This window comes from Microbulbifer sp. JSM ZJ756 (genome assembly GCF_044383805.1).
Lineage (GTDB): Bacteria > Pseudomonadota > Gammaproteobacteria > Pseudomonadales > Cellvibrionaceae > Microbulbifer > Microbulbifer zhoushanensis.
This window is the reverse complement of record NZ_JBISER010000009.1, coordinates 1-16,946: the sequence shown is the minus strand read 5'-3', so window position 1 is coordinate 16,946 and position 16,946 is coordinate 1. Positions and strand designations below refer to the sequence as shown.

Genomic DNA, 16,946 nt, shown 5'->3' with positions numbered 1-16,946 from the left:
AATTTTTGCCTTTTATTGGCGCAAGGGAGGAAAAAGTTTGCACTCGGGTGGTGCTTGTAATATCTTGAAGTGGAACCGGTTACATCAACTTGAGCTGGATGATCAAATTGTCACGTTTTTTGTGTAACCGGTTACATTGCGAGCTTGTCCCTGTCGCAATGACGGCGAGGCGAAGTGGTCGTTCGCCCTGGCCGCGCCCCCGTGGCGCGCAGTCACTACACGATAATAATTGAGGGAAAACAAAATGCTGGCAAAAGAACTGCCGTTTGCTCAAGCGATTCTGGCTACAAGCGTTGCGGCCTATGGGCTGTTGGGTGCTCAGTTTGTGTTCGCACAGGAAGGGTCCGGTTTAATTGAAGAAGTGGTGGTGGAGGGGATTCGACTGTCTCAGGAAACTGCGATTAATACCAAGCGCAACGCCACTTCCATCATGGATTCAATCGTGGCGGAGGACATCGGCAAGCTGCCGGATGTCACCATCTCCGACTCGCTGCAGCGTATCACTGGTGTTCAGGTTCGCCGCTCGGCCGGTGAGGGTGGGGCGATCAACGTGCGTGGCATGCCTCAGGTAATGACCACGCTGAATGGCGAGTCCTACCTCGGAGCCGGCTCGGTAACCACGGTACAGCCGAATTTCAATGATGTCCCAGCGCCGCTATTTGCCGGTGCGGATGTGTACAAATCGCCGACCGCCTCAAAACTCTCCGGTGGTATCACCGGTATGGTGAATCTGCGTACCCATCGCCCGATGGATTTTGACAGTGGAACCACCACATCTTTTTCTGCCGAAGGGCAGACTGGCCGTGACTCCAGCGAAACTGACAGCTCGATGTCAGGGCTGTTTGCGTGGAATAACGATCAGGTTGGGGTGCTGTTGTCCGCATCCGTCGCCAATGTAAACCTGGCGAACTACTACAACGGTATGGCCGGTGGCGGTTCCGATGCGGGCTGGTCCGGTATGCCTCCCGAAGCGGGCAGTGAAACGGACAACTGGAATTATAAAGGTACTGATGTGAATGGCGACGGCGACATCGATGATCGCTTTGTCGCTTATCAGGGGCACACCGCCTACAACCAGTTTGCCGAGCGTGAGCGTTTTGGTCTTAACGGTTCCTTCCAGGCTGACCTCGGGAATGGTTTTGGTCTGGCTGCCGACTTCTTCTTCACCGATATGGATGAAAAAGACCGCCGCGCAGGTATTGCCATTTCTGACAAGTGGCAGCAGTGGGGTTGGGCCGCACCACTTGAGTCCAGAGAAGGTGCCGATGGCATCCAGGCCACACAGGTTTATCAGGCAGATGGGCGCCGCCTTAAGTCCTACTCCGAGGTAAAAGGAACGGTTTCCGAGTCTAGCAATATCAACATTGAACTCAATTACGACAACGGTGGTGCCTTTACCGGCGGCGCCCGACTGGTCCATGGGCGAGCAGAGCAGAGCAACCTCAATAGCTACATGGACATTGACATGGCGGATGGCAGTCAGTGGGGTGTGCAGTTCCCGAATTACCCGGGTGGGGCTCAGGCCAGTAACCCAGGCGGTTACTCCGACCCATTCCAGAGCATTGTGGTGGATTACCGCGGCGACGCACCGCGCTGGAGCGGTGTGCCAGATCTGGTGAGAAACCTGGATAGCTACGCGGTAGGCGCCCTGTCTTCAGAAAATAACTACGAGCGCGATGGGGAAATGACCGTTGCGCGGTTTGATGGTTCCTTCAACTTTGATGATGCCGGTTTCCTCCAGTCAGTGGACGGTGGTGTGCGCTACTCCGATCGGGATGCCGAAAACGAGCAATATCACCTGTTGGCGCCGATTGGCGATAATGGCTGCCTGGTGCGCTGGAAGGCAACCGACGTAGTAATGAGTGACAGTTCCTGCTCCTTCGGTGATGACAACGGTACTTTCTATACGGCAGGTGTGCCGATTCCGCTCTCCTCCTTTGGTGGAGATGTTCAGTGGGTGACCGATTTTGGCGGTGCTACCGGTATCCCGGGGGTCTACGCGCTGAGTCCGGAAGCCATGGACAATGTAGTGGCTTTCCATAACTCGCTATATCCGAACAATGAGCGTGGCATCATCCCGGGACAGTCCTACGCTGTGAACCTGCAGGAAACCTCCGCATATGTTCAGGCAAATTTTGCCGCAGAAGTAGGCGTGCCGGTAACCGGTAACTTTGGTCTGCGTGTAGTAGAAACCGACTTGGAAGTTGGTCAGCGTATTGTGGGCAATTCGCGGGGCTACGGTGCCCCGGAAGTGGATGATGGTGAGTTTGTTACCAGTCGTTCCTACACGGATGTATTGCCCTCTCTAAATCTTGCGTTCGATCTGCGTGAAGATGTCAAACTGCGCGCCGCCTACGCCAAAACCATGTCCCCGTTGAATCTGGAGCAGTGGGGCGGTGGTCTTTCCCCGACCTACGCCATCAATTCGGATACTGGTGTATTTGAGGTTATTTCTGCCAGCTCTAACGGCAACCCGGATCTGGATCCGTGGCGTGCGGATAACTTCGACCTTTCGCTCGAGTACTACATCGGCTCTGGAATGGTTAGTGCCGGTTTATTCCTTGTCGACATTGAGAGTTTCATCGAGCGTGGCTCTGTGTCCATGGACCTTCCCGATCAGGATGGCGTAGTGCGCCGCAGTACCGATGTTCAGACCAATGTGCAGGGTGATGGTGGTGAACTCTCGGGTCTTGAGCTTTCCTTCAAGCAGGCATTCGACTTCCTGCCCGGTGTCTGGAGTAACTTTGGTGTGGATGCGAACTACACCTACTCGCCGAGTGATTCAGGCAATAAGGATATTGACGGTGAAGATCTTCCATTCGCCGACAATTCCGAGCGACTGGCTAACTTCGTGGGCTGGTACGAGGGGGAACGTCTGCAAGCTCGCTTGGCATACAACTATCGCAGCGAGCGAGTGGTGGCATTCAATCAGGTGTGGGGTACTGAAGGCCTGACACTGATGCAAGCGCCCACTGCCTATGTGGATGCCTCCGTCAGTTACGATATCAATGACGATGTTACTGTTTATCTAAATGGCTCCAATCTCACAGGAGAAACGGAGGAATACTACCTCCAGTGGGAAGATCAGAAGGCTTGGCAAAATGCCTATGAGCCGCGGTATACACTGGGTGTTCGCGCCAAGTTCTGATCGATGTGCTAGGGCTGTCTGCGTTTGAGCGGCGTGGGCAGTCCTCAGGGCCACACCTGGTGTGGCCCTGTCTCTCCCTTTCGAAGTCGTTGGACTCTCGTTATTGGCCTCCGGTTATCCGGAGGCATTTTTGAAGAATTATTCTAATAATAATTTCAGGGCTATAGGTTTTCAGGTTTAGGAAGCCGGACCTCTTTGACGCTCTGTTCTATGAATAAGAAATAGGGCCTGTAATACAGCAGCGTTTAATTTCGTATCAAATAAATTTTCGTGTCACCGATTTCTTTTCTTGTGCGCATTCCTGTGCAGAGGGCGGGTGGCCGATGCCTGAAAACAATGGTCGGGTGGGGCAATAACCGTTCCCCCGTCACATTGCGCGACGGTAGCACCGTCGCGATCCGCGATTTGCATTGTGCGAGTCGCAGAGTTGCTGGGCAGTCAGTTTTCGCTTGTGCCGCCGTTGTGCGTTCAATCGACAGTGGTCGCAGTTAACAGTCAACTCACTCTCTTGAAATGCCAATAAAAATGATGGTGAGTGAAATGATAAAAGTAAGAAATGGCCTTTCGTTGCTGATTGCGACGATGTTGGCCACACCTGTTGGTGCTCATGCCGCAGCGTGTACAGAGCCGGATTGGGATCCGGAACTCCAGTACACGGGACATGAATCTGTGACCTATGAGAGTGCCCACTTCAAGTCTAAGTGGTGGGTAAAGGGAACGCCCCCGGACCGGACGGATCAATGGGGACCTTGGGAGTTCCTCGAGGAATGTGACAACGGGGAGCCCTCTGATCCTATACCGGTAGCTTCGCCGCTATCGCGTTCTTTCAATATCAATGGTGGTAGTGACGTTGTATTCACACTGAACACGGATGGCGACACACTCCTGTCAGTAGACAACATCACACAGGCGAACACGCTTGATCAAAGTGCGTATAGTCTCAATGGCTACGATCTCACCTTTGCGGCGACTTACCTGAGTGCACTGGGCGTAGGCAACTATAGTTTCCAGCTCAATTTCGCCGCTGCTGCGCCGTTGATGGTCGACATCGACGTGGTGGATGTAACGCATCAAGTGACCACGTTGACTCCGGAAGATGCGGTGCTCACGTATGATTCCGTGCTTACCAATGGCCAGATCGAGCTCAAAAAGGGCGAGGCCCAGTGGCTCTATTATGCGCCTGTCTCTGGGGAATATGTGGTCGAGTTTGACTACACCGCTCCCTATGGTGAAAAAACCAATACCTTCTACGTCGGTGGCAATACCCAGTCGGTGATGACGCCGCAAACCGACACCATTCAAACCGTTTCCATCACGGCCAATATGAGCGCCGGTGATCAGGTGATTGGTGTAGACGGTAGTGAAGGTAACTGGGGGTATATCTTTCTCGATAATGTCCGGGTGTACTCGTCAGAAATTACACCGGATGATCCAACCGACCCCCCGGTTGACCCCACGATCAGCCCGGCCAGCCAGACGGTACAGGCGGGTTCCGGCAGCAGCGTGAGCTATAGCCTGGATTCAGGGTCCTACAGTTTCTCGAGTCTGAGCGTTGATGGTGCCACCCTGCAGCAGGGCACCGACTACACAGTAGGCGCGGCGAACGTGACTCTGGAAGCAGCCTATGTCAGTATGCTTGCCGCTGGCAGCTATACGGTCACAGCCAACTTTGAAGACGCCGAGCTTGGCACTAGCGCGGTATCCGCTGAGCTGCTGGTAGAAAGCGAGCCGGTGGTCATGCCTTCGCTTTCTCCCTCGAGCATTAGTGTTCAGGTCGACTCTGGTAACAGTGTTAGCTACAGCATGGACGCCGGCTCTTACAGTTTCTCCAGCTTGAATAATGGCGGAACCGTATTGCAGCAGGGTACGGATTATTCCGTCACCGCCACAAGCCTGGTTCTTGACGCGGCCTATGTCAGCACCCTGGCAGTGGGCAGCTATACCCTAACCGCCGCATTTGACGATGCCGAGCTGGGTAGTGAGTCCCTGTCTGTCCAGTTGCGCATAGACAGTGTTCCGGTTGTTATGCCATCGGTTTCTCCTTCCAGCGTCAGTGTGGAAGCGGGCTCTGGTGCCAGCGCCAGCTATAGCATTGATAGTGGCTCTTACAGCTTCTCCAGTGTGAATAATGGCGGCACGGTTCTGGTTCAGGGGTCGGATTACACCCTGAGTGGTACAACCCTGACGCTGGAGGCTGGATACATCAGCACCCTTGCGGTAGGCACTTATGCGTTGACAGCCGGCTTTAATGACGCAGATCTGGGCAGTGAGTCTGTACCCTTCGAGCTGCGGGTAGACACTCCACCAATGGTGATGCCGTCTATTTCTCCTGACAGCCAGACTGTGAATGTTTCTGCGCCCACCGCATTGAGTTTTGACCTGACTGCGGGATCTTTTGAGTTCGCGGGTGTTGAAGCAGATGGTGTCGCGCTGCAAACCGGCGACTACAGCTATAGCGCGGATGTACTTACCCTGAATGAACCCTACGTTGCCACTCTGACTGGCGGCCAGACCGTTAGCTATTCGGCACTGTTCACCAGCAGTGTACACGGCGATACCAGTGCCCAATTCTCGGTAACCGCGATGGACGCGCTCACCGGTGATTGCTTCGATCTCAGTACCATTACCCTTGAGGGTGGCGCCAAGATCGAACAAGGACGAGCTAAAATTGTCGGTAACGTCGGTAGTGCAGGTTACTGGACCGTCAGCTTGGATAAAGCAGGGGAATACCAGGTTCTGCTCACGTACAGCACAGAAGGCGGTGACAAGATCGTCTCCTATATGTTGAATGATGATGGCAGGTCGAACATGGTGTGGCCGGATGTCTCGCCAACTAGTCCTCAGGATATGGAGTTCATCCACAACCTGGACGCTGGCGTGCATCGTATCGGCATGATCACCCGCGACGGCGACTGGGGTTGGGCGAGCCTGCACAACCTGTGTGTTAACTTCCGTGGCAGCCTCGACATTACAAGCCCGCAGTCGTTTGATAGCTTGACCAGTGGTTCTGATATCGTTGTGGACTTTAGCAAGGATGCCAGTGGGGACCTGACCTATTCAGTTAATGGTGGCAGCACCCAAGCCTATAGCGGCGCAAGCCCGCTGGTAATTCCCACCACGGGTGATGGCATTTATGACCTGAAGTTCGGTGTCGCCGGAACCAGTCTCACGGAAACTATGCGAGTACAGGTGGGTGAAGCGCCCGGTCCATTCTATGTCGATACCCTGGGTTCACAGTTTGTGCTGGGCAACAAGCCGTTCTATTTCAATGGCTCCAACCAGTACTACCTGATGTACAAGCCGGAACCCATGGCGGAGGACTTTTTCAAGCGCGCCAACTTCCTGGGTATGACCTCGGTGCGGACCTGGATGTTCTGCAACGACACCAAAACCCATGATGGTGTTTGTATCAACATGGAATCCGGTGGTGAGTTCCTGCTGACCAAAGCGAACCGTACCGCAGAAGAGCAGGCTATCGTCGATCGCAGTTTTGAGCTGTTCGACAACTATGTCGCTCTGGCGCATCAATACGACATCAAGCTGGTGCTCTCTCTGGCGGATCACTGGGACTACTTCGGCAACCTGGACTCCTATGGTGCCCCGCATTACTCCACGCCGTCATCGGTGGAGAAGTTCAAGGCCTTTATTACTGAGCTGTTGCAGCATCACAACCCGCTCACTGGTTACACATACGCTGAAGATCCTGCGATCATGATGTGGGAGCTGGCGAATGAGCCGCGCTGTTCCAGTGGCTGTGATGCCGAGATCTTCAAGGCATGGGCGAGTGATGTTTCCAGCCTGCTGAAGACGCTAGCACCTAATCACCTGGTGTCCATCGGCGCGGAGTCTTCGTTCGGCCACAATGGTACCGGGGATGACTTCAAATTTATCCAGTACGTCAATGACTTGCCCACCATCGATGCGATCAGCGCGCACCTGTACCCGACCTGGTGGAATATGTCAGATGCAGAAACCCTGGCCAATATCGACCAGCTTGCGGAAGTAGGGCGCGTACTTAACAAGCCGACCTACATCGGCGAGTTCAGCTGGCCTGTCGCATCTGAGGCGAGCGTTGCGGAAGACTTGCAGACCCGTTACCAGAAGTTTGTTGACTGGTATGCGAGGGCCGAGGAAAACAAGGATTCCATTGGCGGTATGCACGCCTGGCAGCTCTCCGGCCTGGAGTGGGGCAATGGCGAGACGCCGCTGGATGCGTGTCAGTGGTGCGCTGGTCCCTATGGTGAGCCAACCGGCGGCTGGACGGCCAATAACGACGGCTTCCAGATGTACTGTGCAATGACACCGGAAGAGCAGCTGCTCACTGAAACTGGTGCCCCGGGTGCGAACAAGGAGGGTAATATTATCCATATTGACCTGCATAAGCCCGTGTGTGACTTGCTGATTGATCGCTCTGCTTACTACGAGTCGCTGAATCAGTAACGACACCCGGTCGAATAACCGGTCAAAAATGGGGCCGCAGCGGATGGATTCGCTGCGGCTTTTTTTATGGGCTTCCAGTGCGGGTGCAGGTACTTCACGGGGGGAGCTCTTTTCAGGCTATATAGCCTCTGCCGGGTCGTATCCTTCGGATACGGTTGTCAAAATTGGGAGATAGACATGTTGGCAACCAACAATGGGGCTATAAACAGATGGAGACAGTCGCGGTCACTTAATCCGCACGAAACCACCTGAAGCTCGTTTTGGCGCCGGGTGTTGCCAATGGTTCTGTAGCTGACTTCTTTCGCTGGTGCAGGTTACGCCCCTACTGGTCCGGGAGCCCTCCTCAGGCTGCGTGCAGTGAGGCAACTGTATCCCATTCATAGCCATTGCCGCTCTCGACCGGAGCATCCTGGCATGCGGATACCTATTCGTCCATTTCGGCGTGCTGTTGGCGTTAGTCGTACTTGTTACAGCACTCTGCGGTTTGGCTCTTTGACGACCAGGAGTTCTCCGTCCGGTCCCCGTGGCGAATTAATGAACAGTCGTCGCTTCAACAGTGAGCGGGAGCTTTCGCTGCTGGGCTGCGCCCACCTGAAGACCAGCGAGAATGCCCGGGTGGTGGTGGGCGGCATGGGCATGGGCTACACCCTGGCCGCCGCCCTGGAGGTACTGCCGCCCAGCGCCGAGGTGATCGTCGCCGACCTGATCCCCGAGGTGGTGGAGTGGAACCGCGGCCCCCTGGGCGACTGTGCCGGCCGGCCCGTGGATGACAGCCGCACCAGGGTGCATATCGGCGATGTGCGGGAGCTGCTGGAGAGGGGTGACAGTGAATACGATGCGGTGTTGCTGGATGTGGACAACGGCCCCGAGGGGCTGACCCAGAGCGACAACAACTGGCTGTACTCCCTTGAGGGCACCAGCTGTATCTACGAGAGCCTGACTGCGGGCGGCATGCTGGCAGTATGTTCGGCAGGGCCCGACAGCATGTATGTCAACCGGTTGAAGAAGGCCGGCTTCAGGGTCGAGGTCAAGACCGTGCGTGAGCGCCCCGGAAAGGGGGCGCGGCATACCATTTTTCTGGCAAAGAAAACGACCGCGTAATACGCAAGAGGCGATGGAACTGAAGAATACTCGTGTGGGATTGCCTGGTTGCTTCAACGTCAGGACTTTTATCTACCAATAGCAGGGTCACCCAGTATTCTTCGTTGGTTGATGCGGGTTCCGTAATGTCGCCATCCCTGGATTGATCCTCGATACAGGCTTCTCACTCCCGCAGCAACTTTCTGATTTGGCGTGGTAGTCACTGACCAGGCCGCCAGTCGTTTCTATATGGCAGCAGGCCGACAGTCTTCTCTTGAGCATGCCACGCGCACGGCTGGCCCGACTTTTGATTGCGGAGACTGAGACCTGCATTCTTGCGGCGATCGCAGGCATCGTCTCACCTTCTATATCGCTTGCCAGAATAGTCTCCCGGTATAAGGGGGGGAGCTGGGCAACGAATGACATCAGGCACTCTGACAGCTCTGCGTGCAGGCTGATATCCTCCTGTTCCAGGTCGGGGTAACCCTCCTTGAGCTCCTGCATGTTCTCGCCCCGACTGCGATAGTAATCCGCCACCGCAGAGCGGGCAGCGGCGTAGAGCCAGCCCACCAGGTTGTTTATCTCCCTGCCATCCCGGTCTGCGGCCAGGGCCTTGACAAGCAGGTCTTGAAGCAGGTCCTCCACCGGCGCATGATCGGGCAGGCGCCGGCGAAGATAGCGACTCAGGCTGTGACGCAGCCCTGAAGAGGCCACGTCTGCAGTTTCCATGGGCTGTTGCGGCATCAAGGTAAACCTCGCCTACAGCACTCTGCCTCGCCTGTGCCCGCCTCATTGGGAAGGCAGCAGTCAACGTGGCCGTCTGCACTATCTCCCGTGGCGCTTAACGGGATACAGCAGGCTTCCTTCTGGGGGGCGGTGCTTTCAGTAAAAGTCTCGAGATCAGCCATGGTGTAGAAGTGCTCCCAGGCAATCCCCTGGGGGTCAAACGTCCAATGTTTCTCGCTCCGTGCATAGCAGCAGGCCGTGTCGCCCTGATCGACAGCCGAAAAGCCAGAAGCGGAATCGGCGAGGGCCCTGAGTTCCGACAGTTCCTCGGTGGAGTCGGCCTGTATACCGAAGTGGTTGATACCAATGGCATGGCCTCGGGAAGACAAAGCGAAGCTAAGTGGCGGGTCCTCCAGCATCCACTTGGCGTAATCCGGTTTCTCTTTGTCCGGGGCCTGTCCAAATAACTTGCTGTAGAAAGTAATATTTCCGGCGAGATTATTGACCGCGATGTGCACGTGAAAACGCTTCATTTCCTGATCCTGTCAAAATTGAAGATAGCAATGCATCCTCTTCGATGCAGCCTTATAGACGGGAGATCTGGAAAAGGTCGCAAAATTCCAGGCTGAGGGGTCTATATTTGCGCCGGCGGGACTGCCTATCCCGGAATTTCCTGCATGGCGTGGGTGACGCCGGCCCCCGCCCTCCAGCCAGCAGGGTCGGGCAATTTCACCGGTCGTTTGGCCCCATGGCGGTGTGAGCCAGACCGTTATCGACCCTGGCTGCAATCATGTGATGGCGCGGCAAGCCGCTGAACAAATTGAGTCGCGTAACGCAAGCGTGATTTACCCCGCGCTCAGATTTCCGGTTGTTGTTTTGTACGGGAGGCGAAGCGCTCCGCCTCGCTGAGCAGTTGCCCTATTGCCGAGGACCCGTAAATTTCGCCGTTGAACAGGACGGTATGGATGTGGCGGGTGTTGGTAATGCTCTCCAGCGGGTTTGCCTCGAGCAGCACCAGGTCTGCGTATTTGCCTGCCTCTACAGTACCCAATTCACTGGAACGGCCGAAGTAGGCGGCCGGGTTGAGGGTGGCCGCGCGCAGTGCTTCCGCCGGCGACAGTCCCGCATCTGCCAACAGTGCCAGCTCTTCGTGCAAGCTGGACCCGGGGTATATCCCCCACCAGTTGGCATCGGTCCCGGCCAGTATGCCCACACCTGCCGCCTGCATCTCGTCAGTAACTCTTGCCAGTGCCGCCTGGAGCCATGCGGAGTCCGGCGATTCACCGAAGAAAGCCAGTTCCCACGCCTGCCAGTCTTTCCATTCCTCCAGGAGGGGAGCGGCGATATAGCGGTTATCAGGGTTGGCGGGCCAGGAGTGGACCCGCTCATGCCTGTACAGCACCAGGGTCGGCACATGCCAGGTCCCTTGCTCGACAAAGGTTTTGAAGAGCTTACGGCACTGTGAGGAATCATAGCGCCGGGCCATCTCCTTCAATGCGCTGTAAGCGGTATCTCCATTCAGCTGTTGCCGCAGGCGATCGCGGATTGCCGGCGATTGGCCGGCGCACTCCTCCAGTATGCCAAAGAGGTGCTCGATCGACTTCTGGCCGGCCCGGGCCGCTTCGGACGCCGTGATCGAGCGGGGCACGTGGCCGACCAGGTCCAGTTGGTGCTCGCGGGCGGCCTCCGCCAGGGCGAAGTATACCGGCCGCGGGACAAGGTTGTGGACCTTGATCATATCCACACCGCGCCCGGCCTCCATTGCCACGAATGACCGGGCTTCCTCGGCCGTGGCGGGCCTCCATGGATCGTGCTCTTCCTGGTCAGGCGCCGAGGCACCGACGGTAAAGCTTGCCGCCGACAGCCGCGGGCCCACCTGGCGGTTGGCCAGAATATCCGCCTGCCACTGCCGAATGGTCGAGATAGGGGCATCGTATCGGGCACAGGGTTCGGGGCAGTCACCGAGCATGATGCGAATCCCGGTGACACCGTGGGCGATAAATACGGGCAGGATCGACTCTCTGCTGATGGTATCCGAGGCTGTATGGGTGTGCATGTCCCACAGCCCGGGGATCAGGTACTTTCCGCTCCCATCTATTATCTGCGCCCCGCGGGGAGTGGCTTGGCTGGATTTCTCCACCGACGCGATCTTGTCACCCTGAATAACTACATCCTTACCCGGCTCCACGATACCTCTTTCAACATTGACCACGGTAACATCGCGGATGACTACCGGTGCGGGCATTGCAACCGCACACCCCGGGGGCGCGAACAGCAGGAAAGTGCTGAGCAAGCTATAGAAATTGGCTCTCACACTGGTTCTCCGTTTCGGTGTTTCACATCCTGCCTGTGGCAGGAAGAAATCTGGCACGATCAGATTGTGCTGGGCTGCTGCGTGTGGGTGCTACTAACTTCAGTAAGTAGGCCGTTATCCTGGATAACCTGGGCGCTTGGCCATAAAAACTGCGAAGCCCAGCCCGGGCATCCGGTTCCGGGCGTAACATTGACTCGACGATTTACTTATGGATCCTCCAGATCCTTCACTGACCTCCCTGGTATTATTGCTCCCAGGACTCTACTAACCGGGACTGGTGGACAATATCTTAACCTGGCCTCAACAGTTCTTTATATCGCCTTCCTCTAGTTAGCCTCGGCTTCGAAAAGTGATCTTCCTCTCAAATACAAGATGCTAGAAATCAGTGTCGATACAAGCGTTAATGCCAGGACAGAAATTACAACCCCTATTTTGGGTATCTCACCCTGAGGATAAAGGCCGCCTGGAATCGACGTGTGGGGCTGAGCTAGTATGATGAATGCCGCTAGAGTGCAGGAAGTAGCATGGACGATGAGGACAAAGAAAAATGCTTCCCTATTTATCCTCAGGTTTTTATGCAAGGAGTTGCAGATTGCGAAAACTACGGGCCAAAATATCGTCATCAGCGCCATGGGTACTTGTATATCGAATAATCGATCAATTGGCACCTGGCTTTGACTTTCATCAAATAAGGCGAGCGGGGTGTCGAACACTAGATAATAGACCGATCGTCCCAGTATTATCAGGGCTACACAGAGGATAAGTAGCCGTGCGTTTTTCGGTTGAAGCAAATCCTTTATATTCATTTCATTTCGTCCTTAATGACGGAGCTTCTACTCTGATGATACGGGGAACACTATTGGATAGCGTGGTGCCCCACTTTTAATCAGGGGGGGTTGGTTGCTACGTTATCAGGCTCGCTTGAGTAGCCATAGTAAAACGGTATTGTTAACAGTGAAAATACTACATTGATAACCACAGCGGTTTGAATCCCAGAAGTTAATTCTCCCTCTAGAATCTCTGCGAATACTGCGCCAAGGCATAAAACCAGGAGCGAGACAGTCATACCGTATATTAGTGATGAATTAATCGCCAATTCATTAATTTCTTTGTTGTGTGTAAGTCTGATGGTAAGAGCGATGATGCCATTAAAGAAAATGAATGGAATACTCACTGCAAGGCTAATTAAAATGATTTCCAAAGGTGATGAGGCCTGGAGTAGTTCTATATAAAAAACATATAGTGCAAAGGATGCAGGTGCTACCATCAGGACAATGATTATTGTTAAAAACGCGTAATCGCCACGGTTAAGTGATCTTAACTTCTCTTTGATGTCCATTGTGGTGCAGTGGTCGAGCAGGCCGTCTATAACGGCTGCGCTAAAGATCCTGTCAGGTAAAATTTAAGAAGAGGTGCGATACGCTAAAGATTTTGTGTCGTCTTTTCCCATGCTGATTATTGCTTCAGTCATGTTTAAGCCATGTCTTCCGTTTCGGCCATGCGGGGTTTTGGGCATACGATTTTATAGTGCATGGACCATCTTTTGCCGAGGACTATCACCTCCGGATACCTTTGTAATGCCCATTCATACCGTCCTGGAAGTACTCTACTCTGGTTTGCACAATGTGGTCATGAATGCAGCGCTTGTCCGCCCGAAAAATGAACAATTTGTTGATAACGTCTAAAGGGGAGAAGACCGCAAAAGCCGTCTTGAGCAAAGGCCGGTAGAAAATGAGCGTATCAAAATCGGGGATCTTGCCCTCCATATCTCGAATGGAGATGCCGAGTATTTTCTTGCCTACTGTTTGTCCCCTTTCTAGCAGCAGTGAACTATTGATCAATAGAAAGGCGAGGTAGCCATATGTGAGCAGGAACAGCGGATACATCACCGGGTTATTCTCCGCGTATTTCGTGCCAACAAGGATGGCCACCGGTATGAAGGCGACCATAATGACAAGTCCGTCAAGAAAGGCAGCCAGCAAACGCTCGGTCCGGCCGGCAGTGCCTACTTTCGGGACCGGCACTTCTTCCGGGTGGGAGCGCTTTCTCTGTTCGATCCTGTGCAGTATCTCCCGGGCCCGTTCCGGGTAGATATCCTTGTTCACACCGGAGTAGGCTTCCTGTAGCTGCTGGAAGTTATATTTTTTGAAATCAGGACAGCTATCCATTTCCATTGCCTGTTTAGCTTTTTATTCTTAATTATTCATTATCGTACAACAGTTTTGATATCGGCTGTATATAAACATGTCCGATAAATAGTCTTATCGCCCAGAGCCAGAATGCTGGCCTGGATCGGCAAACTCTATTGTAAAGTCACGCATGTTCTTCTACCTTGGATGTGCTCGTTCGGCGCTTGGCTTTGGGTTTGGTGCGCTTCACTCGATAGGCGATCTGGTTGCCATTGCCGTCCTTTTTCGTGATTTCCAGCTTTCCTTTCAAATTCTCCAATAGCTGCGAGAACTTGGCGGCTCCGTAGGAGCGCGGGTCGAAATCCGGCATCGAGCGCTTCAGGAAGCTCCCTGCCGCAGAGGCGTTGGCCCAGCCGCTATCGTCCTGGAACTGCTCCCAGGCCTTGGTGAGTAGCGGGATCAGCTCTTCCGGATCACTCTGGCCCTTCCTGGCTGCCGGTGCTTTCTGCTTGTCCGCTGCCTTCGACTCTGCGGGCTCGTCATCGCCGCCCAGGTTTTCGGTGAAGATAAAGTCATCACAGGAGTTGCGGAAGGAAATAGGCGTCTTGCGTTCGCCGACGCCGAACACGAACATCTCGTCCTCGCGCAGGCGGGCGGCCAGTTTGGTGAAGTCGCTGTCACTGGAGACCAGGGCGAAGGCATCAAAGCGCTTGGAGTAGAGCAGGTCCATGGCATCGATGATCATCGAGGCATCCGTGGAGTTCTTGCCGGTGGTGTAGGCGAATTGCTGCACCGGCTGGATGGCCAGCTCGTTGAGGGATTTCTTCCAGTTCTTCAGGTTGTCGCTGGACCAGTCGCCATAGGCACGCTTGATGACGATATGGCCGTGTGCGGAAATCTCGTCCAGGATCGCCTTGACCTTGGAATACTGGGCATTGTCCGCATCGATCAAAACAGCGATTTTCTTGTGGTCATCGAGGTCTTTCATTGCCTTCCTTGCTCCTGTTATTCCGGGCGCTCAATCAGTAGGGTTGGTTAATGATTCCTTACCTGCCAAAATCCAACTCTGACCCCAATTATTTTTCTACTTTGAATCCATGGGTGTATCGAGTTTGGCGGAGCTGTGCACGAATTCTCCTGGCCGTGCCTGGAGTTGGTTCAAGCTTCTCCATTGGCCCTGGCAATGATCTCGGGCACCAAATCAGCAGGAAACAGCGATTTGGACAAGTACTGCCGGCCGCCGGATTTGGCCACCAGAATCAGTCCCAAATCGGTTTCTATGACGCGCTCTATATCAGACCACAATAGCGCTGTTTGCGTATGGGCTGCCTGGGTCTGGATACCGTCATCATCTACAGTTAATTTCACTTCGCCGCCGGCACCCTTGCCCCACATCTGCCGTGTCAACCACCAGGCGCGCCGGAATCGAATATGCAGCAGCTCCAGAATCGCTAAAGCGATCAACATGTAACCGGCGACCTTGGGCTGCTCAGTGAACGTTAGTAAGCCTGCACCGGCAGTAAACAGTAATAGCGGGAACAGGTAGTTGGGCTTGGCACCTTTACCGTGGGGCAAAGACTGGTCGAAACACTCGGCAAGGTATTCGCGGGATAGCGTAAATTGGGTATTAAACGGTTGCACGGGAGCCACGGGTTGTATTTGGTTGCCTGTCATGTCTGAAGTTATACCTTGCCCCAGGGATTGTAGAAAGGTGTTTTGGGACTTCTCCAACCCTGGTGGGCGAGGAACACAGCCGCGAGGGACGACATTCCCAGTACGCCGCCAACACCAGCTCGCTGGTGTGCCCTTGCTTGGCCTCGTCAGGAAGATCTCCAGATGCTACTGGCAGAATAAGCATACTTATATAAGCCCCAGAAATAGGGAATCATCAGAGCAGATACCACCAAATATCCGACCAGGGCTTGCACTACGCTTACCTCTTGCGCTGCAGATGCAATATCTTTGTCTAAAAGCGGCATAGCCAGCACACTAATGACAAGCAACACAAAATAGATCTGCCAGAACCTCTGTGATATGTACCTTTTTCCTCTTGCTCGGCCCCAGATCGCATATAGACCAAAGTATGTCAGAACAATTAAAGGAAGATCTTTTATAAAATCAACTGGTTGATAGGCCCCCGACAGTCCTAAGATAAGTTTATTGCCAATCCCCAGTGCAACTATCAGTAGGGTATAGATGAAAATTATCATGGAAGTTCCTTTTTTCTTGCCTAACGTCTTGGTGGGCCGGCGGTACGGAGCAGTGCCCAGTACCGGTGGGCTCAGGATCGGATTCTGGTTGCCTGTGATTCTTTTGTATGTATTTAAGAGCCCCAGGGCTAGTCACATAAGTGTGGCCAGATCAGGCTTAAGGCACGCTCTTATTCTGAGTAATCCAGTGCCAAAATGTTGATCTGACCCCAATTATTATTGGCTTTAATCTGGCGGGTTAGATTGGGTGTCAAAATTTTACTCTGACCCCAATTATTCTAAGTGAAATTCAACTTTTCCCTGCCTAGACCCAAATAGCTCATGGAGCCCTTTGATAAAATCAGTAACTTCATCGTCTTTTCCATCACGCAAATATGCAAGAAAATCTGATTGCACGCTATTGTGTTGGCCTTTCATGTCTACTGACACTCGGACTTCTTTGAACCAGTCCTCGTCGTCCGCATAACCACACATTTTAAGTTCTAGGCGTATTTCATTTTTCTGATTTATTGATGATAAATTCATGGCTACTTTTGCCTAACGCTCGCAGCACAGGCCGGAAAACCGCGTAGCGGTTTGGAGGTCCAGGCCACGAAGTGGCCGATTGTTCCTGCGCTTGTTATTGTGATGGGTTGGCACTCAATATTTCTCTCGCTCTGGATGAACAGTTTTCTGACATACAAATGGAGAGTATTTTCTCGTTCATCCCAATTTTTCTCTCCAGCGCAATTTTTGCCATTTCAATCTCCCCGCTTTCCAACAGAGAAAGAATCCTGTTATTCAGAGTTTGCGATTTGGCTAAATCACCATAGCTAATGTCATACGCTTTCATCTGAGATCGAGCTTGTATGATATTCAAAGCTACGGATAAGGATAAAAGTAACCCAAGTGTAATAGTT

13 protein-coding genes are annotated in these 16,946 nt (G+C 53.7%); 3 read left to right on the top strand and 10 right to left on the bottom strand.

All coding sequences use genetic code 11. The features are described 5' to 3' along the window. The first annotated feature begins 244 nt into the window (after positions 1-244). From ACH6CX_RS14370 to ACH6CX_RS14360, 3 genes are all read left to right on the top strand, one after another. Positions 245-3,148: a TonB-dependent receptor gene (locus tag ACH6CX_RS14370; RefSeq protein WP_396675629.1), complete on the top strand. Its 2,904-nt coding sequence runs from the start codon at positions 245-247 to the stop codon at positions 3,146-3,148. A 540-nt stretch (positions 3,149-3,688) separates the two neighbouring features. Further along, entirely contained in the window at positions 3,689-7,588 is a 3,900-nt protein-coding gene (locus tag ACH6CX_RS14365) for a X2-like carbohydrate binding domain-containing protein (RefSeq protein WP_396675627.1), read from the top strand. A 534-nt stretch (positions 7,589-8,122) separates the two neighbouring features. Beyond that, positions 8,123-8,689: a hypothetical protein gene (locus ACH6CX_RS14360; RefSeq protein ID WP_396675625.1), complete on the top strand. Its 567-nt coding sequence runs from the start codon at positions 8,123-8,125 to the stop codon at positions 8,687-8,689. An 87-nt stretch (positions 8,690-8,776) separates the two neighbouring features. Here ACH6CX_RS14360 and ACH6CX_RS14355 read toward each other — a convergent pair whose 3' ends face one another. The 10 genes from ACH6CX_RS14355 to ACH6CX_RS14310 form a co-directional block, all read right to left on the bottom strand. Beyond that, complete coding sequence (locus ACH6CX_RS14355; RefSeq protein WP_396675623.1) at positions 8,777-9,397, bottom strand: sigma-70 family RNA polymerase sigma factor; 621 nt, start codon at positions 9,395-9,397, stop codon at positions 8,777-8,779. Positions 9,398-9,411: 14 nt separating this feature from the next. Continuing rightward, the gene (locus tag ACH6CX_RS14350; RefSeq protein WP_232941416.1) at positions 9,412-9,927 is read right to left on the bottom strand and encodes an ArsI/CadI family heavy metal resistance metalloenzyme; all 516 of its coding nucleotides are present in this window, start codon (positions 9,925-9,927) and stop codon (positions 9,412-9,414) included. Between the two features lie 323 nt (positions 9,928-10,250). Continuing rightward, positions 10,251-11,708, bottom strand: a complete 1,458-nt coding sequence (locus tag ACH6CX_RS14345; RefSeq protein ID WP_396675621.1) for an amidohydrolase family protein — start codon at positions 11,706-11,708, stop codon at positions 10,251-10,253. A 326-nt stretch (positions 11,709-12,034) separates the two neighbouring features. Next, complete coding sequence (locus ACH6CX_RS14340) at positions 12,035-12,514, bottom strand: hypothetical protein (RefSeq protein WP_237063156.1); 480 nt, start codon at positions 12,512-12,514, stop codon at positions 12,035-12,037. Positions 12,515-12,594: 80 nt separating this feature from the next. Then, complete coding sequence (locus ACH6CX_RS14335) at positions 12,595-13,047, bottom strand: hypothetical protein (protein ID WP_237063154.1); 453 nt, start codon at positions 13,045-13,047, stop codon at positions 12,595-12,597. A gap of 217 nt (positions 13,048-13,264) precedes the next feature. After that, positions 13,265-13,882 (bottom strand): RDD family protein, encoded by a 618-nt coding sequence (locus tag ACH6CX_RS14330; protein ID WP_237063152.1) that lies wholly within the window; start codon positions 13,880-13,882, stop codon positions 13,265-13,267. 139 nt (positions 13,883-14,021) lie between these two features. Beyond that, positions 14,022-14,825: an NYN domain-containing protein gene (locus ACH6CX_RS14325; RefSeq protein WP_396675618.1), complete on the bottom strand. Its 804-nt coding sequence runs from the start codon at positions 14,823-14,825 to the stop codon at positions 14,022-14,024. Between the two features lie 170 nt (positions 14,826-14,995). Beyond that, positions 14,996-15,511 (bottom strand): YcxB family protein, encoded by a 516-nt coding sequence (locus ACH6CX_RS14320; protein WP_396675616.1) that lies wholly within the window; start codon positions 15,509-15,511, stop codon positions 14,996-14,998. A 146-nt stretch (positions 15,512-15,657) separates the two neighbouring features. Next, positions 15,658-16,047, bottom strand: a complete 390-nt coding sequence (locus ACH6CX_RS14315; RefSeq protein WP_232941423.1) for a hypothetical protein — start codon at positions 16,045-16,047, stop codon at positions 15,658-15,660. 619 nt (positions 16,048-16,666) lie between these two features. Beyond that, positions 16,667-16,946 (bottom strand): hypothetical protein (locus ACH6CX_RS14310; RefSeq protein ID WP_396675614.1); only part of this gene is annotated, 280 nt, incomplete at its 5' end.